General features: G+C 74.5%; 19 protein-coding genes. All 19 read left to right on the top strand.

What is annotated here, in order from left to right; genetic code table 11:
• The first annotated feature begins 51 nt into the window (after positions 1-51).
• Positions 52-609 (top strand): bifunctional pyr operon transcriptional regulator/uracil phosphoribosyltransferase PyrR, encoded by a 558-nt coding sequence (pyrR, locus tag ACP7BI_RS11235; RefSeq protein ID WP_425846240.1) that lies wholly within the window; start codon positions 52-54, stop codon positions 607-609.
• Positions 606-1,586: an aspartate carbamoyltransferase catalytic subunit gene (locus ACP7BI_RS11230; protein WP_425846237.1), complete on the top strand. Its 981-nt coding sequence runs from the start codon at positions 606-608 to the stop codon at positions 1,584-1,586. Before pyrR ends, ACP7BI_RS11230 begins: the two co-directional genes overlap by 4 nt.
• Positions 1,583-2,923 carry a dihydroorotase gene (locus ACP7BI_RS11225; protein WP_425846235.1) on the top strand — a complete coding sequence of 447 codons (1,341 nt, stop codon included), beginning with the start codon at positions 1,583-1,585 and terminating at the stop codon, positions 2,921-2,923. The genes ACP7BI_RS11230 and ACP7BI_RS11225 overlap by 4 nt, the downstream gene beginning before the upstream one ends.
• Positions 2,920-3,402, top strand: a complete 483-nt coding sequence (locus ACP7BI_RS11220; RefSeq protein ID WP_425846233.1) for a hypothetical protein — start codon at positions 2,920-2,922, stop codon at positions 3,400-3,402. The genes ACP7BI_RS11225 and ACP7BI_RS11220 overlap by 4 nt, the downstream gene beginning before the upstream one ends.
• Positions 3,399-4,556 (top strand): glutamine-hydrolyzing carbamoyl-phosphate synthase small subunit, encoded by a 1,158-nt coding sequence (gene carA / locus ACP7BI_RS11215; RefSeq protein ID WP_425846231.1) that lies wholly within the window; start codon positions 3,399-3,401, stop codon positions 4,554-4,556. The genes ACP7BI_RS11220 and carA overlap by 4 nt, the downstream gene beginning before the upstream one ends.
• On the top strand, positions 4,556-7,843 hold the full coding sequence (gene carB, locus ACP7BI_RS11210; RefSeq protein ID WP_425846229.1) for a carbamoyl-phosphate synthase large subunit: 3,288 nt from the start codon (positions 4,556-4,558) through the stop codon (positions 7,841-7,843). The genes carA and carB overlap by 1 nt, the downstream gene beginning before the upstream one ends.
• Positions 7,840-8,643 (top strand): orotidine-5'-phosphate decarboxylase, encoded by an 804-nt coding sequence (gene pyrF, locus ACP7BI_RS11205; protein WP_425846226.1) that lies wholly within the window; start codon positions 7,840-7,842, stop codon positions 8,641-8,643. The genes carB and pyrF overlap by 4 nt, the downstream gene beginning before the upstream one ends.
• Before the next feature lie 5 nt (positions 8,644-8,648).
• Positions 8,649-9,545 carry a guanylate kinase gene (gene gmk / locus ACP7BI_RS11200; protein WP_425846341.1) on the top strand — a complete coding sequence of 299 codons (897 nt, stop codon included), beginning with the start codon at positions 8,649-8,651 and terminating at the stop codon, positions 9,543-9,545.
• 10 nt (positions 9,546-9,555) lie between these two features.
• Positions 9,556-10,320, top strand: coding sequence for a GAF and ANTAR domain-containing protein (locus ACP7BI_RS11195; protein WP_425846224.1), 765 nt, complete (start codon positions 9,556-9,558; stop codon positions 10,318-10,320).
• A gap of 111 nt (positions 10,321-10,431) precedes the next feature.
• On the top strand, positions 10,432-10,620 hold the full coding sequence (locus tag ACP7BI_RS11190; RefSeq protein ID WP_425846222.1) for a hypothetical protein: 189 nt from the start codon (positions 10,432-10,434) through the stop codon (positions 10,618-10,620).
• Between the two features lie 113 nt (positions 10,621-10,733).
• Entirely contained in the window at positions 10,734-10,994 is a 261-nt protein-coding gene (rpoZ, locus tag ACP7BI_RS11185; RefSeq protein ID WP_211449073.1) for a DNA-directed RNA polymerase subunit omega, read from the top strand.
• Positions 10,994-12,202, top strand: a complete 1,209-nt coding sequence (gene coaBC / locus ACP7BI_RS11180) for a bifunctional phosphopantothenoylcysteine decarboxylase/phosphopantothenate--cysteine ligase CoaBC (protein ID WP_425846219.1) — start codon at positions 10,994-10,996, stop codon at positions 12,200-12,202. The genes rpoZ and coaBC overlap by 1 nt, the downstream gene beginning before the upstream one ends.
• A complete protein-coding gene (metK, locus tag ACP7BI_RS11175) occupies positions 12,199-13,401 on the top strand; it encodes a methionine adenosyltransferase (protein ID WP_425846217.1) in 1,203 nt (400 codons plus the stop codon). The genes coaBC and metK overlap by 4 nt, the downstream gene beginning before the upstream one ends.
• 4 nt (positions 13,402-13,405) lie before the next feature.
• A complete protein-coding gene (locus ACP7BI_RS11170) occupies positions 13,406-15,361 on the top strand; it encodes a primosomal protein N' (protein WP_425846215.1) in 1,956 nt (651 codons plus the stop codon).
• Positions 15,362-15,386: 25 nt separating this feature from the next.
• A complete protein-coding gene (locus ACP7BI_RS11165) occupies positions 15,387-16,319 on the top strand; it encodes a methionyl-tRNA formyltransferase (protein WP_425846212.1) in 933 nt (310 codons plus the stop codon).
• On the top strand, positions 16,316-17,653 hold the full coding sequence (locus ACP7BI_RS11160; protein ID WP_425846209.1) for an RsmB/NOP family class I SAM-dependent RNA methyltransferase: 1,338 nt from the start codon (positions 16,316-16,318) through the stop codon (positions 17,651-17,653). Before ACP7BI_RS11165 ends, ACP7BI_RS11160 begins: the two co-directional genes overlap by 4 nt.
• A gap of 50 nt (positions 17,654-17,703) precedes the next feature.
• Complete coding sequence (gene rpe, locus ACP7BI_RS11155) at positions 17,704-18,360, top strand: ribulose-phosphate 3-epimerase (RefSeq protein WP_425846207.1); 657 nt, start codon at positions 17,704-17,706, stop codon at positions 18,358-18,360.
• Positions 18,357-18,620 carry a phosphoribosyl-ATP diphosphatase gene (locus tag ACP7BI_RS11150; protein ID WP_425846206.1) on the top strand — a complete coding sequence of 88 codons (264 nt, stop codon included), beginning with the start codon at positions 18,357-18,359 and terminating at the stop codon, positions 18,618-18,620. Before rpe ends, ACP7BI_RS11150 begins: the two co-directional genes overlap by 4 nt.
• 40 nt (positions 18,621-18,660) lie before the next feature.
• Entirely contained in the window at positions 18,661-19,515 is an 855-nt protein-coding gene (gene hisG, locus ACP7BI_RS11145) for an ATP phosphoribosyltransferase (protein WP_425846204.1), read from the top strand.
• Positions 19,516-19,523: the final 8 nt, after the last annotated feature.

The following is a 19,523-nucleotide window of genomic DNA, read 5'->3' as shown; positions in this document are numbered from 1 at the left end:
AGCCATCAGACACCTTGAAGCCCGTCCCGAGAGGCGGAGAAGGGAGTCGCTGTGACTCAGCGTGCAGGAGCGCGCACCGTGCTCGGGCCCGACGAGATCGGCCGGGCCCTCACGCGCATCGCCCACGAGATCCTCGAGGCGAACCATGGCGCCGACGACCTCGTGCTGCTCGGCATCCCGACCCGCGGCGTGCACCTCGCCCAGCGGCTCGCCGACCGGCTCGCCGACATCACCGGCATCGGCTTCGCCGACCGGGTCGGCGCCCTCGACGTCACGATGCATCGCGACGACCTGCGCGGCCGGCCGACGCGCGCCCCGCACCCGACGCGCGTGCCGGCCGCCGGCATCGACGACCGGGTCGTCGTGCTCGTCGACGACGTGCTCTACTCGGGCCGCACGATCCGCGCCGCCCTCGACGCGCTCGCCGACCTCGGCCGCCCGCGCGTCGTGCGGCTCGCCGCGCTCGTCGACCGCGGCCACCGCGAGCTGCCCATCCGCGCCGACTTCGTCGGCAAGAACCTGCCGAGCGCCCGCAGCGAGCACGTCCGCATCCTGCTCGAGGAGGTCGACGGCGCCGACGCCGTGACGATCGAGGACGATGTCGCATGAGGCAGCTGCTCACCGCATCGATGCCGCGCGACGAGGCGATCGCCCTCCTCGACCTCGCCGAGGACATGCACCAGATCCAGGACCGCGAGCTCAAGAAGCTGCCGGCCCTGCGCGGTCGCACGGTCGTGAACCTCTTCTTCGAGGACTCGACGCGCACCCGCTCGTCGTTCGAGATCGCCGGCAAGTGGCTCTCGGCCGACGTCATCAACGTGTCGGGCAAGGGCTCGAGCGTCTCGAAGGGCGAGTCGCTGCGCGACACGGGCCTCACGATCGCGGCGATGGGCGTCGACGGCGTCGTCGTGCGCTCCGGCGCCTCCGGCGCGCCCGCCCTGCTCGCCGACTGGATCGGCAAGCCGGTCATCAACGCGGGCGACGGCACGCACGAGCACCCCACCCAAGCGCTGCTCGACGCCTTCGCCCTCCGCCGCTGCGTGCACGGCGACGCGGCTCGCGGCAAGGCGCTCGACGGCCTGCGCATCGCGATCGTCGGCGACATCGCCCACTCGCGCGTCGCGCGCTCGAACGCGCTCCTGCTGCCCGCGCTCGGCGCCGAGGTGACGCTCGTCGGCCCGCCGCCGCTGCTGCCGCCCGCCGCGAGCGACGGCACGCGGCTCGGCGTGCGCGCCGAGCCGAGCCTCGACCGCGTCATCGACGAGCGGCCCGACGCGATCATGCTGCTGCGCGTGCAGCTCGAGCGGCAGGCGGGGAAGGTCGCGCCGAGCGCCGCGGAGTACATCACCGGCTGGTCGCTCACCGACGAGCGGCTCGCTCGCCTCGGCGACGCGCACCTGCTGCACCCCGGCCCCATGAACCGCGGCCTCGAGCTCTCGAGCCGCGCGGCCGACTCCGACCGCTCCGCGATCCTCGAGCAGGTCACCGCCGGCGTCTCGGTGCGCATGGCCGTGCTGTACTCGCTCCTGGCATCCGACCTCCCGGCCCCCGACCACGCATCCTCAGACCACGGAGGCACCCGATGACGACCCTGCTCACCGGCGCCGCCGTGCTCGGCGGTGAGCGGCGCGACCTCGCGATCGAGGACGGCGTGCTCGTCGACCCGAGCGCGATCGACCGTGACCGCGCCGAGGTGGTCGACGCAACCGGCCTCGTCGCCCTCCCGGGCCTCGTCGACCTCCACGCGCACCTCCGCCAGCCCGGTGGCGAGCAGGCCGAGACGGTCGCGAGCGGCGTGCGGGCCGCCGCCGCGGGCGGCTTCACGTGCGTCTTCGCGATGGCGAACACCAACCCCGTCGCCGACACCCCCGCGGTCGTCGAGCAAGTGCACCGGCTCGGCCTCGAGGCCGGGCTCGCGACCGTGCGCCCCATCGGCGCCGTCACCGTCGGCCTCGCGGGGCAGCGGCTCGCCGACATGACGATGCTCGCCCGCAGCGCCGCCCGCGTCACCGTCTTCAGCGACGACGGCCACTGCGTGCACGACGCCGAGCTCATGCGGCGCGCGCTCGAGCACGCGGCGGCGCTCGACGCGGTCGTCGCGCAGCACGCGCAGGACCCGGCGCTCACGCGCGGCGCCGTCATGCACGAAGGGCCGCTCTCGGCCGAGCTCGGGCTCGGCGGCTGGCCATCGGTCGCCGAGGCGTCGATCGTCGCGCGCGACGCGATGCTCGCCGAGCTCGCCGGCGCTCGCCTGCACGTGTGCCACGTCTCGACCGCCGAGACCGTCGAGGTCGTGCGCGCCGCGAAGGCGCGCGGCGTGCGCATCACCGCCGAGGTCGCGCCGCACCACCTGCTGCTGACCGAGGAGCTCGTGCGCTCCTACGACGCGCGCTTCAAGGTCAACCCGCCGCTGCGCCCCGACGCCGATGTGCAGGCGCTCCGCGAGGCGCTCGCCGACGGCACGATCGACATCGTCGCGACCGATCACGCGCCGCACGCGCCCGAGGCGAAGCTCTCGGCGTTCGCGGATGCCTCGTTCGGCATGGTCGGGCTCGAGACGGCGCTGTCGGTGGTGCAGCAGGCGATGGTCGAGACGGGGCTGCTGGACTGGGCCGGCGTCGCGCGAGTCATGTCGACGACGCCCGCCGCGATCGGCCGCGAGCCGGGCTACGACGCGCCGCTCGAGGTCGGCTCGCCCGCGCACGTCGTGCTCGTCGACCCCGCCGCGCGCGCGGTCGTCGAGGAGCGGCACCTCAAGGGCCGCTCGACGAACTCGCCGTACCTCGGCCGCGAGCTGCCGGGCCGCGTGCTACACGTGTGGCACGCCGGCCGCCGCACGCTCGCGGCGGGCGAGGTGACCGGGGAGATCGCGACCGGGCAGGTCGTGACCGGGCAGATCGTGACCGGGGAGGTCGGGCGATGACGAAGGAGATGTTCGCGCTGCTGAGCGCGGGCTTCGTGGCGCTCGTCGCGCTGCTCGCGGTGCTCGGCGTGTTCGCGCACCGACGACGCCAGCGCGACGTCGAGCCGCCGCTGCCGTGGATCGACGCCGCGCCGACCCTCGTCGCCGAAGCGCTCTACGTCGCGACGACGCGCGCCGGCGAGCCCTACCAGCGCATCTTCGCCCACGGCCTCGGCTTCCGCGGCCGCACGCAAGTCGCGATCGACGCGGCCGGCGTGCAGCTCGTCGCCGACCGGCGCGAGGTGCGCATCCCCGCCGACCGCATCCGCGCGGTCGAGCGGGCCACCTGGACCATCGATCGCGTCGTCGAGCCCGGGGGGATCATCGTGATCGCCCACTCGCTCGGCGCCGACGTCGACACCTACCTCCGCATCATCGGCGACGACACCGAGGCGTTCGAGGCGCTGCGCGCCCTCGCCCGGGAAGGAGCACCCTCATGACCACCCCCGCACCCGCTGCCCTCGTGCTCGAGGACGGCACGATCTACCGCGGCACCGCCTACGGCGCCACCGGCCGAGCGCTCGGCGAGGCCGTCTTCGCGACCGGCATGACCGGCTACCAGGAGACGCTCACCGACCCCTCCTACGCGGGCCAGATCGTCGTGCAGACGGCGCCGCACATCGGCAACACCGGCGTCAACGACGAGGACGCCGAGTCGCGCCGCGCATGGCCCGCCGGCTACGTCGTGCGCGCCGCGAGCCGCGTCGTCTCCAACTGGCGCGCCGACGGCTCGCTCGAGGCGCAGCTCGCCGACGACGGCATCGTCGGCATCGCGGGCATCGACACGCGCGCCGTCACGCGCCGCCTGCGCGACGCGGGCGCCATGCGCGCCGGCGTCTTCTCGGGCGACGCGCTCGGCACCGATGACGCGATGCTCGAGGCGGTGCGGGCGAGCCCCGAGATGACCGGCCGCAGCCTCGCCGAGCTCGTCTCGACGCCCGAGGCGTACCGGCTGCCCGCGATCGGCGAGTCGATCGGCACGCTCGCCGTCCTCGACCTCGGGGTCAAGGCATCCACGCTCCGCTACCTGCAGCAGCAGGGCTTCGACCTCGTCGTGCTGCCGCAGGACGCGACGCTCGAGCAGGTGCTCGAGCACGAGCCGATCGCCGCGTTCTACTCGAACGGCCCGGGCGACCCCGCGGCGAGCGACGCGCAGGTCTCGCTCCTCCAGGGGCTGCTGCGCGAGGACCTGCCGTTCTTCGGCATCTGCTTCGGCAACCAGCTGCTCGGCCGCGCGCTCGGCTTCGGCACCTACAAGCTGCCCTTCGGCCACCGCGGCATCAACCAGCCCGTGCTCGACACCGCGACCGGCCGGGTCGAGATCACGAGCCAGAACCACGGCTTCGCCGTCGACGCGCCGCTGCGCCAGCAGCTCGAGAGCCCCGCGGGCTTCGGCCGCGTCGAGGTGAGCCACTTCTCACTCAACGACGAGGTCGTCGAGGGCCTGCGGGCGCTCGACATCCCCGCCTTCAGCGTGCAGTACCACCCCGAGGCCGCCGCCGGCCCCAACGATGCCCACCACCTCTTCGGCCGCTTCCGCGAGCTCGTGCTCGAGCACCGCGCAGCCGCCAACGACCAGCAGAAGGACGCCTAGTGCCCAAGCGCGACGACATCCGCTCCGTCCTCGTCATCGGCTCCGGGCCGATCGTCATCGGCCAGGCGGCCGAGTTCGACTACTCCGGCACCCAGGCGTGCCGCGTGCTGCGCGAGGAGGGCGTGCGCGTCATCCTCGTCAACTCCAACCCGGCGACGATCATGACCGACCCCGACTTCGCCGACGCGACCTACATCGAGCCGATCACGCCGGAGGTCATCGAGACGATCCTCGTCAAGGAGCGCCCCGACGCGATCCTGCCGACGCTCGGCGGCCAGACGGCGCTCAACGCCGCGATCGCGCTGCACGAGCAGGGCATCCTCGCGCGCCACGGCGTCGAGCTCATCGGCGCGAAGGTCGACGCGATCCAGCGCGGCGAGGACCGCCAGCTCTTCAAGGAGCTCGTGCTCGAGGCCGGCGCCGACGTCGCCTCGAGCGCGATCGCGCGCTCGGTCGACGACGCGATCGCGTTCGCCGAGGAGTACGGCTACCCGGTCGTCGTGCGCCCCTCGTTCACGATGGGCGGCCTCGGCTCGGGCTTCGCGCACGACGAGGCCGAGCTGCGCCGCTTCGTCGGCGACGGCATCCACTCGTCGACGATCGGCGAGGTGCTGCTCGAGGAGTCGATCCTCGGGTGGAAGGAGTACGAGCTCGAGCTCATGCGCGACCAGGCCGACAACACGGTCGTCGTCTGCTCGATCGAGAACGTCGACGCCGTCGGCGTGCACACGGGCGACTCGATCACCGTCGCCCCCGCGCTCACCCTCACCGACCGCGAGTTCCAGCGCCTGCGCGACATCGGCATCGACATCATCCGGCGCGTCGGCGTCGACACGGGCGGCTGCAACATCCAGTTCGCCGTCGACCCCGCGACGGGCCGCATCATCGTGATCGAGATGAACCCGCGCGTCTCGCGCTCCTCGGCGCTCGCGTCGAAGGCGACGGGCTTCCCGATCGCGAAGATCGCCGCGAAGCTCGCGCTCGGCTACCGCCTCGACGAGATCCCGAACGACATCACCAAGGTGACGCCCGCGTCGTTCGAGCCGGCGCTCGACTACGTCGTCGTCAAGGTGCCGCGGTTCAACTTCGAGAAGTTCCCGGCGGCGGATGCGACCCTCACGACGACCATGAAGTCGGTCGGCGAGGCCATGGCGATCGGGCGCACCTACGCGCAGGCCCTGCAGAAGGCGCTCCGCTCGCTCGAGAAGCGCGGCTCGTCGTTCCACTGGGAGGGCGAGCCCGGCGACGCGGCGGCGCTGCTCGAGACCGCGAGCGTGCCGACCGACGGCCGCATCGTGACGCTGCAGCAGGCGCTGCGCGCGGGCGCGACGATCGAGCAGGCGCACGAGGCGACCGGCATCGACCCGTGGTTCCTCGACCAGCTCGTGCTCATCAACGAGGTCGCCGACGCCATCCGCACGTTCTCGGGCGGCACCGGTGCGCTCGACGAGGAGCACTTGCGGCTCGCGAAGGAGCACGGCTTCTCCGACGCGCAGATCGCGCAGCTGCGCGGCATCGCCGAGGCGGAGGTGCGCGAGGCGCGCTGGGCGGCCGGCGTGCGCCCGGTCTTCAAGACCGTCGACACGTGCGCGGGGGAGTTCCCGGCCGAGACGCCGTACCACTACTCGAGCTACGACCTCGAGACGGAGGTCGAGCCCTCCGACCGCCGGAAGGTCATCATCCTCGGCTCGGGCCCCAACCGCATCGGGCAGGGCATCGAGTTCGACTACTCGTGCGTGCACGCGTCGTTCGCGCTCTCCGACGCGGGCTTCGAGACCATCATGGTCAACTGCAACCCCGAGACGGTCTCGACCGACTACGACACGAGCGACCGGCTCTACTTCGAGCCGCTCACGCTCGAGGACGTGCTCGAGATCGTGCACGTCGAGCAGGCGGCGGGCGAGCTCGTCGGCGTCATCGTGCAGCTCGGCGGCCAGACCCCGCTCGGGCTCGCGCGCGGCCTCGAGGCTGCGGGCGTGCCGATCCTCGGCACGGCGCCCGACGCGATCGACGCGGCGGAGGAGCGCGGCCTGTTCCAGCGCATCCTCGACGAGGCGGGCCTCGTCGCCCCCCGCAACGGCATCGCGACGAATGAGCAGGAGGCGATCGAGATCGCCGAGGGGATCGGCTACCCCGTGCTCGTGCGTCCCTCGTTCGTGCTCGGCGGCCGCGGCATGGAGATCGTCTACGACACCGCGAGCCTGCGCGGCTACTTCGACCGCATCGCCTCGCACGGCATCGTGGGTCCGCAGGCGCCGCTGCTCGTCGACCACTTCCTCGACGACGCGATCGAGATCGACGTCGACGCCATCTTCGACGGCGACGAGCTCTACGTCGGGGGCATCCTCGAGCACATCGAGGAGGCGGGCATCCACTCGGGCGACTCGTCGTGCACGCTGCCGCCCGTCGGCCTCGGGCGCGCGCAGCTCGAGGAGATCCGCGACGCGACGCTGCGCATCGCCGCGGGGCTCGACGTGCGCGGCCCGATCAACGTGCAGTTCGCGTACGGCGCCGGCGTGCTGCACGTCATCGAGGCGAACCCGCGCGCGAGCCGCACGGTGCCGTTCGTCGCGAAGGCGATCGGCACGCCGATCGCGAAGGCCAACGCGCGCGTGCTCGCGGGCGCGACGATCGCGGAGCTCCGCGCCGAGGGGCTGCTGCCCGAGCGCGACGGCACCGTGATGCCGATCGACGCGCCGGTCGCGGTCAAGGAGGCCGTGCTGCCCTTCCGCCGCTTCCGCACCGCCGACGGCCGCATGGTCGACTCGCTGCTCGGGCCCGAGATGCGCTCGACCGGCGAGGTGATGGGCATCGACCGCGACTTCCCGACCGCGTTCGCGAAGAGCCAGGCCGCCGCCTACGGAGGGCTGCCGACCTCCGGCACCGTCTTCGTCTCGCTCTCCGACCGCGACAAGCGCCAAGCGGTGCTGCCGATGCACCGGCTCCAGCAGCTCGGCTTCGACATCGTCGCGACGACCGGCACGGCCGAGGTGCTCGCCCGCAACGGCATCGCCGTGCGCACGGTGCGCAAGCACTCGGAGGCGGGAGACGAGCCGTCGATCGTCGACCTCATCGACGCGGGGGAGATCGACATCATCATCAACACCCCCACGGGCGGCATCGCGCGCGCCGACGGCTACGAGATCCGCGCCGCGACCGTCGCGGGCGACAAGGCGCTCTTCACGACCGTCGCACAGCTCGGCGCCGCGGTCGCGGCGATCGAGGCGGCTCGCGAGAGCTTCGAGGTGACGAGCCTGCAGGAGTACCACGCGCGGCGGTCGGCGTGACCTTCCTCGAGCGGCTCGGCGACGCCGTGCGCCAGCGCGGCGCGCTGTGCGTCGGCATCGACCCGCACCCGGCGCTGCTCGAGCGTTGGGGCCTCGGGACGGATGCGTCGGGCCTCGAGCGCTTCGGGCGCGCGGTCGTCGAGGCGGCCGCGGGGCGCGTCGGCGTCGTCAAGCCGCAAGTGGCGCTCTTCGAGGCGATCGGGCCCGCGGGGCTCGGCGCGCTCGAGCGCGTGCTCGCCGACGCCCGCGCCGCCGGCCTCGTCACGATCGCCGACGCGAAGCGCGGCGACATCGGCTCGACGACGCTCGGCTACGCGGCCGCGTGGCTCGAGCCCGGCGCGCCGCTCGAGGCGGACGCGCTCACCGCGAGCCCCTACCTCGGCGTCGGCGCGCTCGAGGGCCTCTTCGAGGCCGCCGAGCGCAGCGGCAAGGGCGTCTTCGTGCTCGCCGCCACCTCGAACCCCGAGGGGGCGGCGATCCAGCTCGCGCGGCTCGACGACGGCCGCACGGTCGCCGCCGCGGTCGCCGACGCCGTCGCGGCCCGCAATGCCGGCACGGGCGCGGGCCACGGCCTCGTCATCGGCGCGACGATCGACCGAGCCGCCTACGGGCTCGCACCCGACGCATCCACCCCCGTCCTCGCGCCGGGCTTCGGCGCGCAGGGCGCGCGCCTCGCCGACCTGCACCGGCTCTTCCCCGCCGACGAGCTCGTGCTCGCGAGCGCGAGCCGGAGCATCCTGCAGGCCGGGCCCGACGGGCTCGCGGCGGCGATCGATGCGGCCGTCGCGGAGCTGCCGTGACCGGCATCCCCGACCGGAGGATCCCCGACCCCGGCGCGGCCGGCCGCGCGGCGATCGAGGCGCGCCGCGCCCGCGCCGCCGTCAAGCGCGCGCTCGCCGCGGGGGAGCGCGGGCCCCGGGACGTCGCCGAGCGCGCGTGGCAGGAGCCCGGCGGCGTCGAGGCGCGGCTGCGCGTGCCGGAGTACCTCGGGAGCCTCCGCGGCATGGGTCCCAAGCGCGTCGAGGCGCTCATGCGCGAGCTCGCGATCGCGCCGTCGAAGCACCTCGGCGGGCTCGGCGGTTTGCAGCGCGAGCGCGTTCGCGCTTGGCTTGACCTCGTGGATCCCTCGCGTCGCCCTCGCCTCATCGTGCTCGCGGGACCGACGGCGGTCGGCAAGGGCACGGTCGCGCAGTACGTGCGCGAGCACTTCCCGCAGATCCGCCACTCGGTGAGCGCCACCACGAGGGCGCCCCGGCCGGGCGAGATCGACGGCGTGCACTACGCCTTCGTCTCCGACGCCGAGTTCGACCGGATGGTCGAGGACGGCGAGTTCCTCGAGTGGGCGACCGTGCACAACCTCTCGCGCTACGGCACGCCGCGCTCGAGCGTGCAGGCCGCGCTCGACGAGGGCTCGTCGGTGCTGCTCGAGATCGACCTGCAGGGCGCTCGGCAGGTGCGGGAGTCGTTCCCCGACGCCGTGCTGCTCTTCCTCGCACCGCCGTCGTGGGACGAGCTCGTGCGCCGGCTGATCGGGCGGGGCACCGAGACACCCGCCGAGCGCGCGAAGCGGCTCGAGACCGCGAAGGTCGAGCTCGCGAGCCAGCCCGAGTTCGACGCGACGATCGTGAACTCCGACGTCGCCGAGGCGGCGCGCGAAGTGGTGGAGCGCATCCTCGCGGCGGAGGCGGACGCGCGGGAGTAGTCTGCGGCGCATGGCGCACGAGCAGGAGACGGCCATGAGCGGTGCGGAGCGCGAGGGGGCCCTCAGCGCGGCCTTCATCCGCTTCGCCGAGCTGCTCACGACCGACTACGACGTGATCGAGCTGCTGCACGCGATCGCGCTCGAGTGCGTGGAGCTGCTGGCGGTCGACGCGGCGGGGCTGCTGCTCGTCGACGCCCGCGGCGAGCTCGAGCTCGTCGCCTCGACGAGCGAGGGCGTCGACTTCGTCGAGGTGATGCAGCTCAACGCCGGAGACGGCCCGTGCATCCGCTCCTTCCGCACCGGGAGCATCATCTCGGTGCCGGACGTGCGGGCGGTCGGGACCGACTGGGCGCACTTCCGGCTCGCCGCAGCGCAGCGCGGCTTCGCCTCGGCCTACGCCGTGCCGCTGCGGCTGCGCGGCGAGGCGATCGGCAGCCTCGGGCTGTTCCGCCGCCGTGTGGGCGAGCTGCACGGTGCCGACGCCGCGGTCGGGCAGGCCCTCGCCGCGCTCGCGACGATCGCGATCGTGCAGGAGCGGGCGACCCGGGAGAGCACGATCCTCGCCGAGCAGCTGCAGCGGGCGCTCGAGAGCCGGATCGTGATCGAGCAGGCGAAGGGCGTGCTGGCGGAGTCCGCGGGCGTCGACGTGGAGGAGGCGTTCCGCCTGCTGCGGCAGCACGCGCGGAACCACAACCTCAACCTGCGCGCGGTCGCGGAGCGGGTCGTCGATCGCTCGCTCTCGATCACCGGGAGTGCTGGCACGCGCTCGAGCTGACCCGCGCGGCTTGACAGCTGGTGCTCGGCTCGCGCACAGTGGACGACACGAGATCGTGCCCTCCAGACCCCGGGGCGCATCGGCGGACGACCGGATGCGTTGGGGTGACGGGTGGAAGCGGTGCTCGCGGAGCTGAGCTCGTTGGGCGTGCCGACCGTGGTGGTGCTCGTGATCGCCGTCGGACTCGGGGTGGTGCTCGCGCAGGCGCTCGGGCTCGTCGCCTGGTCGATCCTGCGCGCGACGCGCCGCTCCCGCGCGCCTGGGAGCGCGAAGCGGGATCCACGGCGACCGGCAGCCTGACGAGCGCACGGGACGACGGCGCGATAGGATGGTCGCTTGCGCCCACCGGCGCCACGAGCTTCGCGGGGGCGACCCCGCGCATCCGTCACCGTCCACAGCCGCAGGAGGCACGCATGGCCACGCAGGGCATCATCAACCCGCCGATCGACGAAGTGCTCGACAAGGTCGACTCGAAGTACCAGCTCGTGATCTTCGCGGCGAAGCGCGCTCGTCAGATCAACGACTACTACACCGACATCCACGAGGGCTCGATGTTCGACAACGTCGGGCCGCTCGTCGACTCGACGATCGAGGACAAGCCGCTCTCGGTCGCGCTGCACGAGATCCACCAGGACAAGCTCGTCCTGACCAAGGACGAGACCGCGCAGGGCTGATGCGCGTCGTCGTCGGGATCTCCGGCGGCATCGCCGCCTACAAGGCCGCGCTCGCCATCCGCGAGCTCGTGAAGGCGGGCCACGACGTGCACGTCGTGCCGACCGCGTCGGCGCTGCGCTTCATCGGGCGCCCGACGCTCGAGGCGCTCAGCCGCAACCCCGTCACCGACGAGGTCTTCGACGACGTCGCCGCCGTGCGGCACGTCGCGCTCGGCCAGTCCGCCGACCTCATCGTCATCCTGCCGGCGACCGCGAACACGCTCGCGAAGCTCGCGACCGGGCTCGCCGACGACCTGCTCGGCACGACGGTGCTCGCCTCGCGCGCGCCGCTCGTGATCGCCCCCGCGATGCACACCGAGATGTGGGAGCAGCCCGCGGTCCAGGCGAACGTGCGCACGCTCGCCGAGCGCGGCGCGACGATCGTCGGCCCCGTCGCCGGTGCGCTCACCGGCCGCGACGAGGGCTTCGGCCGCATGGCCGAGCCCGCCGACGTCGTCGCCGCGGCGCTCGAGGTCGCGGGGCGCTCCGCCGCGCTCGCCGGCCGCTCCGTCGTCGTCTCCGCCGGCGGCACGCGCGAGCCGATCGATCCCGTGCGCTTCCTCGGCAACCGCTCGAGCGGCGCGATGGGCGTCGCCCTCGCGAGCGCAGCGCGCGCGGCGGGCGCGACCGTGACGCTCGTGGGCGCGAACCTGCACGTGCCGGTGCCCGCGGGCATCGAGGTCGTCGAGGTCGAGACGACGGCGCAGCTGCGCGCGGCGATGCTCGAGCGCGCGAGCGCCGACGTCGTCGTGATGGCCGCGGCCGTCGCCGACTACCGCGTGCGCGGCGCCTCCGACGAGAAGCGCTCGAAGGAGTCGTGGGGCGACGCGCCCACGATCGAGCTCGAGCTGAACCCCGACATCCTCGCCGAGCTCGCGAGCCTGCCGCGCGAGAGCCTGCTCGTCGGCTTCGGCGCCGAGACCGAGGCCGACGACGCCGCGCTCCTCGAGCGCGGCCGCGCGAAGCTCGCGCGGAAGGGTGCCGACCTGCTCGTGCTCAACCGCGTCGGCCACGACGAGGGCTTCGGCGCGGTCGAGACGCGCGTGCGCGTGCTCGACGCCGACGGCGTCGTGGCGGATGCGTCGGGGCAGAAGGCGTCAGTGGCCCGGGCGATCATGGACTGCGTCGCGGAGCGCCTCGCGAGCGGATCGAGCAAGGAGCACGAGTGAGCAGCAGTCCAGGCAGCCTTCGGCTGTTCACGTCGGAGTCGGTGACCGAGGGCCACCCCGACAAGATCTCGGACCAGATCTCCGACGCGATCCTCGACGCGATGCTCGCGCAGGACCCGGAGGCGCGCGTCGCGGTCGAGACGCTCGTCACGACCGGCCTCGTGCACGTCGCGGGCGAGGTGCGCACGACGGGCTACGTCGACATCGCCTCGGTCGTGCGCAAGGTCATCGTCGACATCGGCTACGACTCGAGCGAGGTCTCGTTCGACGGCAACTCGTGCGGCGTGACGGTCTCGATCGGCGAGCAGAGCCCCGAGATCGCCACGGGCGTCGACACGGCGGTCGAGGCGCGCGGCGGCTCGGTCGACCCGCTCGACCGCGACGGCGCCGGCGACCAGGGCATCATGTTCGGCTTCGCGACCGACGAGACGCCCACGCTCATGCCGGCGACGGCGTGGGCCGCGCACCGGCTCGCCGAGCGGCTCGCGCGCGCGCGCCGCGACGCCTCGATCCCGTTCCTCCGCCCCGACGGCAAGACGCAGGTGACGATCGGCTACGACGGCTTCACGCCCGTCTCGGTCGACACCGTGCTCGTCTCCACCCAGCACGAGCCCGGGGTCACGAACGACGAGATCCGCGACGCCGTCGTCGAGCACGTCATCGACCCCGTCGTGGCCGAGCTCGGCCTCGACGCGAGCGGCATGCGCGCGATCGTCAACCCATCCGGCTCGTTCCTCACCGGCGGGCCGAAGGGCGACGCGGGCCTCACGGGCCGGAAGATCATCGTCGACACCTACGGCGGGGCCGCGCGCCACGGCGGCGGCGCGTTCAGCGGCAAGGACCCGTCGAAGGTCGACCGCTCGGCCGCCTACGCGCTGCGCTGGGTCGCGAAGAACGCCGTCGCGGCGGGGCTCGCGAAGCGGCTCGAGGTGCAGGCTGCCTACGCGATCGGCATGGCGCAGCCCGTCGGCCTCTACGTCGAGTCGTTCGGCACGGGCGTCATCGACGACCTCGCGATCGGCGAGGCGATCCAGCGGGTCTTCGACCTCCGGCCCGGCGCGATCGTGCGCGACCTCGACCTCCGGCGGCCCAAGTACCGCCAGACCGCCGCCTACGGCCACTTCGGGCGCGAGCTGCCCGAGTTCACGTGGGAGCGGCTCGACCGCGTCGACGCGCTGCGCGCCGCCGCGGGGCTGTGAGGCCTTGAGCCCCGCGCCCGCCTTCGCGCGGGTCGTCGTCGACTCGCGGCTGCCGCAGCTCGACCGGCTCTTCGAGTACCGCGTGCCGCCCGGCCTCGCGGGCGTCGCGCCGGGCGTGCGCGTGCGCGTGCCGCTCCGGAACGAGCGCGAGGCGTCGGGCTACGTCGTCGAGGTGACGGATGCGCGCGACTGGGAGGGTGAGGTCGCCGACGTCGCGCACGTCGTCTCGACCGTGCCGGTGCTGCAGCCCGAGGTGTGGGCGCTCGCGCGCGCGGTCGCCGACCGCGCCGCCGGGGGAGCGGCCGACGTGCTGCGCGTCGCGATCCCCGGCCGCCAGGCGCGCGTCGAGAAGGCGTGGCTCGCGCGCGACCCGGAGGCCCGCCCGGTGCTCCCGGCGCTGCCCGCGCTCGCCGACGCATCCGTCGTGCTGCCGGGACTCGTCGAGGGTCGCCGGCGCGTCGCGCTCGAGTGCGCGGGCGGCGTCGCCGAGGTCGCCGAGGGCGACGGCGACGGCACCGCGTGGATCGGCCGGTGGGCGGTCGCGCTCGCCGCGCTCGCCCGGCAGGCGCTCGAGCGGGGCGAGCAGGCGATCCTCGTCGTGCCCGACCACCGCGAGCAGCGGCAGCTGCGGCTCGCGCTCGCCGCGGCGGTCGGCGAGGAGCGGGTCGTCGAGCTCGACGCGCGGCAGAAGAACCCCGAGCGGTACCGCGCGTTCCTCCGCTGCCTCGACGACGAGCCGGTCGCGATCATCGGCCCGCGCTCGGCCGTCTACGCGCCCGCGAAGCGGCTCGGGCTCCTCGCGGTGTGGGAGGACGGCGACCCGCTGCTCGCCGAGCCGCTCGCGCCCGGTGTCCACGCGCGCGACGCAGCGCTCGTGCGGCAGGCGCAATCGGGCTGCGCGCTCGTGCTCGCGGGCCACGCGCGCTCGACCGATGCCGAGCGGCTCGTCGAGGTCGGCTTCCTCGAGCACGAGCGCGTGGGGGAGCACCGCGTGCGCGTGCTGCCCGCCGCGCTCGCCGACGACGGCCGCCGCGTGCCCGCCGCGGCGTTCGCGGCCGCGCGCGAGGGGCTGCAGCACGGGCCGGTGCTCGTGCAGGTCGCGCGGCCCGGGCACGCGCCGGGCCTCGCGTGCGGCGATTGCGGCGCGCGCGCCCGCTGCCGCGCGTGCGGCGGCCCGCTGGGCGTGCGCTCGCGCGGCTCCGCGCCCGCGTGCCGGCTCTGCGGGCGGCTCGCGGCCGCGTGGTCGTGCCCGTCGTGCAGCGGCACGCGGATGCGGGAAGTGGGCCGCGGCTCGAGCCGCGTCGCCGAGGAGCTCGGTCGCGCGGTGCCGGGGATCCCGGTCGCGGTCGCCGACGGGGAGCACGAGCGGCTCTCGGTCGACGCGCGACCGCGCATCGTCGTCGCGACGCGCGGCGCCGAGCCGATCGCCGAGGGCGGCTACCGCGCGGTGCTGCTGCTCGACGGCGACTCGCTGCTGGCGCGGGAGGGCCTCCGCGTCGCCGAGGAGGCCGTCCGGCAGTGGGCGACGGCGCGCGCGCTCGCCGCCGACGGCGCGAGCGTCGTGCTCGCGGGGGTCATGGGGCCGGCGGCCGCCGCGATCACGGGAGCGACGACCGTGCCGTTCGCGAAGGCGGAGCTCGCCGAGCGCCGGGCGCTGCGGTTCCCGCCCGCCGTGCGCACCGCATCCGTCGTCGGGCACCCCGACGCGGTCGCCGAGGCGCTCGAGGCGCTGGGCGGCATCGAGCACCTCGACGTGCTGGGCCCCGTGCCCGCTGCGGATGCGCGACCCGGGGAGCAGCTCGAGCGTGCGATCGCGCGCTTCGCCTACGCCGACGGGGCACGCGTCGCGAGCGTCGTGCGGGCCCGCGTGCTCGCCGCCGCCCGCCGCCCGGCCCGCCCCGGCGCGCCCGCGAGGCTCCGCATCCGGTTGGATGATCACGAGCCCTTCGACGGCCTGTAGCGCCGTCATCCGAGTGAGGAACGTCATGCGCATCGTCTTCGCCGGCAGCCCCGCCGCCGCCGTGCCCAGCCTCGAGGCCCTCGCGGCCGAGCACGAGATCGCAGCGGTCGTCACGCGCGCAGCGTCGCCGCAAGGCAGGAAGCGCGTGCTCACGCCGACGCCGGTCGCGGCGCGTGCCGCCGAGCTCGGCCTCGACGTCATCGAGGCGAACCGGCTCGACGCGGGTGCGACCGAGCGGATCGCGGTGCTCGAGCCCGAGCTCGCCGCGGTCGTCGCGTACGGCGGCCTCGTGCGCGAGCCGCTGCTGTCGCTGCCGCGCCACGGCTGGATCAACCTGCACTTCTCGGTGCTGCCCGACTACCGCGGCGCCGCTCCCGTGCAGCGCGCGCTCATCGACGGCCGGAGCTCCACGGGCGTGAGCGTGTTCCGGCTCGTCGAGGAGCTCGACGCCGGGCCGCTCGTGCGCGTGCGCGAGGTCGGCATCCCCGACGGCGCGACGGCGGGCGAGCTGCTCGCCGAGCTCGCGGTGCTCGGCGCCACCGAGCTCACCGAGGCCGTGCGCGAGATCGCGGCCGGCACCGCGAGCTTCGCCGAGCAGGTCGGCTCGCCGACGCTCGCGCCCAAGCTCGCGCTCGCCGACGGCGCGCTCGACCTGACGGGCCCGGCGCCTGCGGTGCTGAGCCGCTGGCGCGGCGTCACGCCAGAGCCGGGCGCGCACGGCACCGTCGACGGCCAGCGGGTGAAGCTGCTCGCGCTCGCGCGCTCGGGCGCCGAGCCGGTGCCGCCCGGGCACGCCGCGATCGCCGGCCGCGCCGCGGTCGTCGGCACCGGGAGCACGCCGCTCGAGCTCGTCGAGGTGCAGCCGGCGGGGAAGCGCCCCATGCCCGGCGTCGACTGGCTGCGCGGCCGCGGCGGCACGGCCGCCTTCGAGCTCTCGCCCGCGGGGGCCGGCCGATGAGCGCTCGGCTCGTGGCGCGCGACGTCGTGCTCGCGGTCGACCGCGACGACGCGTACGCCAACCTGCTGCTGCCCGCGCGCATCCGCGAGGCCGGGCTGAGCCCCGCCGACGCGGGCTTCGCGACCGAGCTCGCCTACGGCACGCTCCGCTGGCAGGGGCAGCACGACGCGCTCATCGCCGACGCGGCGGCCCGGCCGGTCGACGAGATCGACGCAGAGACGCTCGCGACGCTCCGCATCGGCTCCCACCAGCTCAGCCGCATGCGCGTGCCGGCGCACGCCGCCGTGCACGAGACGGTCGCCTTGCTCGGTCGCCGCAACAAGGGGCGGCTCGGCTTCGCGAACGCGGTGCTGCGTCGCCTCTCGGACGAGCCGTGGGAGCAGCGGCTCGCCCGCATCGCCGAGCGGCTCGGAGCCGACGAGCGGCTCGCGCTCGAGTCGTCGCACCCCGCGTGGGTGCTGCGCGCGCTGCGGCGCTCGCTCGACCGGGAGGGCGCCGCGGGCGAGCTCGAGTCGCTCCTCGAGGCCGACAACGAGCCGCCGGCCGTGCAGCTCGTCGCGCTCCCCGGGCTCGCCGACCCTGCCGACCTCGACCTCGCGCCGACCGCGAGCCCGCTCGGCCGCGTCGCGCCCGGCGGCGACCCCGCGCGAGTGCCGCAGGTCGCCGACGGCTCGTGGCGCGTGCAGGACGCGGGCAGCCAGCTCGCCGCGCTCGCGCTCACGCGCGCGCGGCCCGTCGCGGCGGGGGAGCGCTGGCTCGACCTGTGCGCGGGACCCGGTGGCAAGGCGGCGCTGCTCGCGGCCGAGGCCGCGGTGCACGGCGCGCGGCTCGAGGCGAACGAGGTCGCGCCGCATCGCGCGAAGCTCGTGCGCGACGCGGTCCGGTCGATCGGCCCGCGCCCCGACGTCGTCGTCGGCGACGGCCGCCGCTACGGCCGCGGGGAGACCGAGGGAGCCTTCGACCGCGTGCTGCTCGACGCCCCGTGCACGGGCCTCGGTGCGCTGCGCCGACGCCCCGAGGCGCGGTGGCGCAAGCAGCCGACCGACGTGCCGGAGCTCGCCGCCCTCCAGGTCGAGCTGCTCGAGGCCGCCGCGCGCGCCGTGCGCCCCGGCGGGCTCGTCGCCTACGTCACGTGCTCGCCGCACCTCGCCGAGACGCGCGCGGTCGTCGAGCGCGCATCCGCCCTCGGCCTCGAGCCGGTGCCGACGCGCGAGGTCGTCGCGACGCTCTCGCCCGGCATCGCGCTCGGCGAGACCGGCGACGCCGTGCAGCTCTGGCCGCACCGGAACGGCACCGACGCGATGTTCATCCAGCTGCTGACGCCCTCGCGCTAGCGCTAGAGGGCGCCCGCCTCGCCGCTCGCGGGGCGGATAGGGTGGCGGGCATGGTCAGGATCCACCCCAGCATCCTGTCGGCCGACTTCGTCAACCTCGAGCGCGACCTCGATCGCATCCGGGACGCCGACGGCGTGCACGTCGACGTCATGGACGCGCACTTCGTGCCCAACCTCACGTTCGGGCTGCCGATGGTCCAGCGCATCACCGAGGTGACGGAGCTGCCGATCGACGTGCACCTCATGATCGACGACCCCGACACGTGGGCGCCCGAGTACGCGATCCGCGGCGTCGAGTCGGTCACGTTCCACGCCGAGGCGACGAACGACGGCGTCGCGCTCGCGCGCGAGCTCCGCGCCCGCGGCACGCGCGCGGCGATCGCCCTCAAGCCCGGCACCGCGGTCGACGCGGTGCTCGAGCACTTGCGTGAGTTCGACATGGTGCTCGTCATGACCGTCGAGCCCGGCTTCGGCGGTCAGTCGTTCATGGCCGACATGATGCCGAAGCTCGTCGAGCTGCGAGCTCGCGCCGACGAGGCCGGCATCGAGCTCGCGCTGCAGGTCGACGGCGGCATCACCGCCGACACGCTGCCGATCGCGGCGGCCGCCGGCGCCGACGTCTTCGTGGCCGGATCGGCCGTCTACGGGCACGACGACGTGGCCGCGCGCATCGGCGCGCTCCGCGACGCCGGTAGCCTGGAGGCGTGAAGACCTTCGACGAGCTGTACGCCGAGCTCGAGCAGACGCTCGCCGAGCGACGACCGGGCTCCGGCACGGTCGCGGCGGTCGACGCCGGCGTCCACGAGATCGGCAAGAAGATCGTCGAGGAGGCGGCCGAGGTCTGGATGGCGGCCGAGCACGAGAGCGACGACGACGCGGCGCTCGAGATCTCGCAGCTGCTCTACCACCTCCAGGTGCTCATGCTCGCGAAGGGCATCTCGCTGCAGGACGTGTACCGACATCTCTGACGCGCCGTCCGCCGACCGTCAGACGATGCAAGGAACCCCCATGCTCAAGATCGCCGTGCCCAACAAGGGCTCGCTGGCCGAGACGGCCGCCCAGATGCTCGACGAAGCCGGCTACCGCGGCCGCCGCGACGGCAAGGAGCTCATCGTCGTCGACGCGCGCAACGAGGTGGAGTTCTTCTTCCTCCGCCCGCGCGACATCGCGACCTACGTCGGCTCGGGCGCGCTCGACGTCGGCATCACGGGTCGCGACCTGCTGCTCGACTCCGGCTCGCCCGCGCTCGAGGTCGAGGGCCTCGGCTTCGCGCGCTCGACGTTCCGCTTCGCGGGTCCCGCCGGCCGCTTCGGCGACGCCCGCGACCTCGCGGGCATGCGCGTCGCATCCTCCTACACGGGCCTCGTCGAGCGGCACCTCGCCCAGCACGGCGTCACCGCCGAGCTCGTGCGGCTCGACGGCGCGGTCGAGTCGGCCGTGCGGCTCGGCGTCGCGGATGCGGTGGCCGACGTCGTCGAGACCGGTGCGACCCTGCGGGCCCAGGGCCTCGAGGTCTTCGGCGAGCCGATCCTCGTGAGCGAGGCCGTGCTCATCACGAACGACGAGGGGGAGCACGGCACCGACAAGCCCGGGCTCTCGACGCTCAAGCGGCGTCTCGACGGCGTCATCGTCGCGCGCGACTTCGTGCTCGTCGACTACGACGTCCAGCGCTCGCGCCTCGACGCGGCGATCGGCATCGCGAGCGGCTTCGAGAGCGCGACCGTGAGCCCGCTGCACGACCCGGACTGGGTCGCCGTGCGCGTCATGGTGCGCAGTCAGGAGACGAACCAGATCATGGACGCCCTCGCCGACGTCGGCGCGCGCGCGATCATCGTCACGAACATCCAAGCCGCCCGCATCTAGGAGGACCG

Source organism: Agrococcus sp. TSP3-2-1 (assembly GCF_049897585.1).
GTDB lineage: Bacteria > Actinomycetota > Actinomycetes > Actinomycetales > Microbacteriaceae > Agrococcus.
This window is presented reverse-complemented; position numbering and strand designations above follow the sequence as displayed.

Coding starts and splice junctions, on each gene's coding strand:
- ACP7BI_RS11230 (WP_425846237.1), top strand. CDS start 606: ATGAGGCAGCTGCTCACCGCATCGATGCCGCGCGACGAGGCGATCGCC.
- ACP7BI_RS11225 (WP_425846235.1), top strand. CDS start 1,583: ATGACGACCCTGCTCACCGGCGCCGCCGTGCTCGGCGGTGAGCGGCGC.
- ACP7BI_RS11220 (WP_425846233.1), top strand. CDS start 2,920: ATGACGAAGGAGATGTTCGCGCTGCTGAGCGCGGGCTTCGTGGCGCTC.
- carA (WP_425846231.1), top strand. CDS start 3,399: ATGACCACCCCCGCACCCGCTGCCCTCGTGCTCGAGGACGGCACGATC.
- ACP7BI_RS11195 (WP_425846224.1), top strand. CDS start 9,556: ATGGCGCACGAGCAGGAGACGGCCATGAGCGGTGCGGAGCGCGAGGGG.
- rpoZ (WP_211449073.1), top strand. CDS start 10,734: ATGGCCACGCAGGGCATCATCAACCCGCCGATCGACGAAGTGCTCGAC.
- coaBC (WP_425846219.1), top strand. CDS start 10,994: ATGCGCGTCGTCGTCGGGATCTCCGGCGGCATCGCCGCCTACAAGGCC.
- ACP7BI_RS11165 (WP_425846212.1), top strand. CDS start 15,387: ATGCGCATCGTCTTCGCCGGCAGCCCCGCCGCCGCCGTGCCCAGCCTC.
- ACP7BI_RS11160 (WP_425846209.1), top strand. CDS start 16,316: ATGAGCGCTCGGCTCGTGGCGCGCGACGTCGTGCTCGCGGTCGACCGC.
- rpe (WP_425846207.1), top strand. CDS start 17,704: ATGGTCAGGATCCACCCCAGCATCCTGTCGGCCGACTTCGTCAACCTC.
- hisG (WP_425846204.1), top strand. CDS start 18,661: ATGCTCAAGATCGCCGTGCCCAACAAGGGCTCGCTGGCCGAGACGGCC.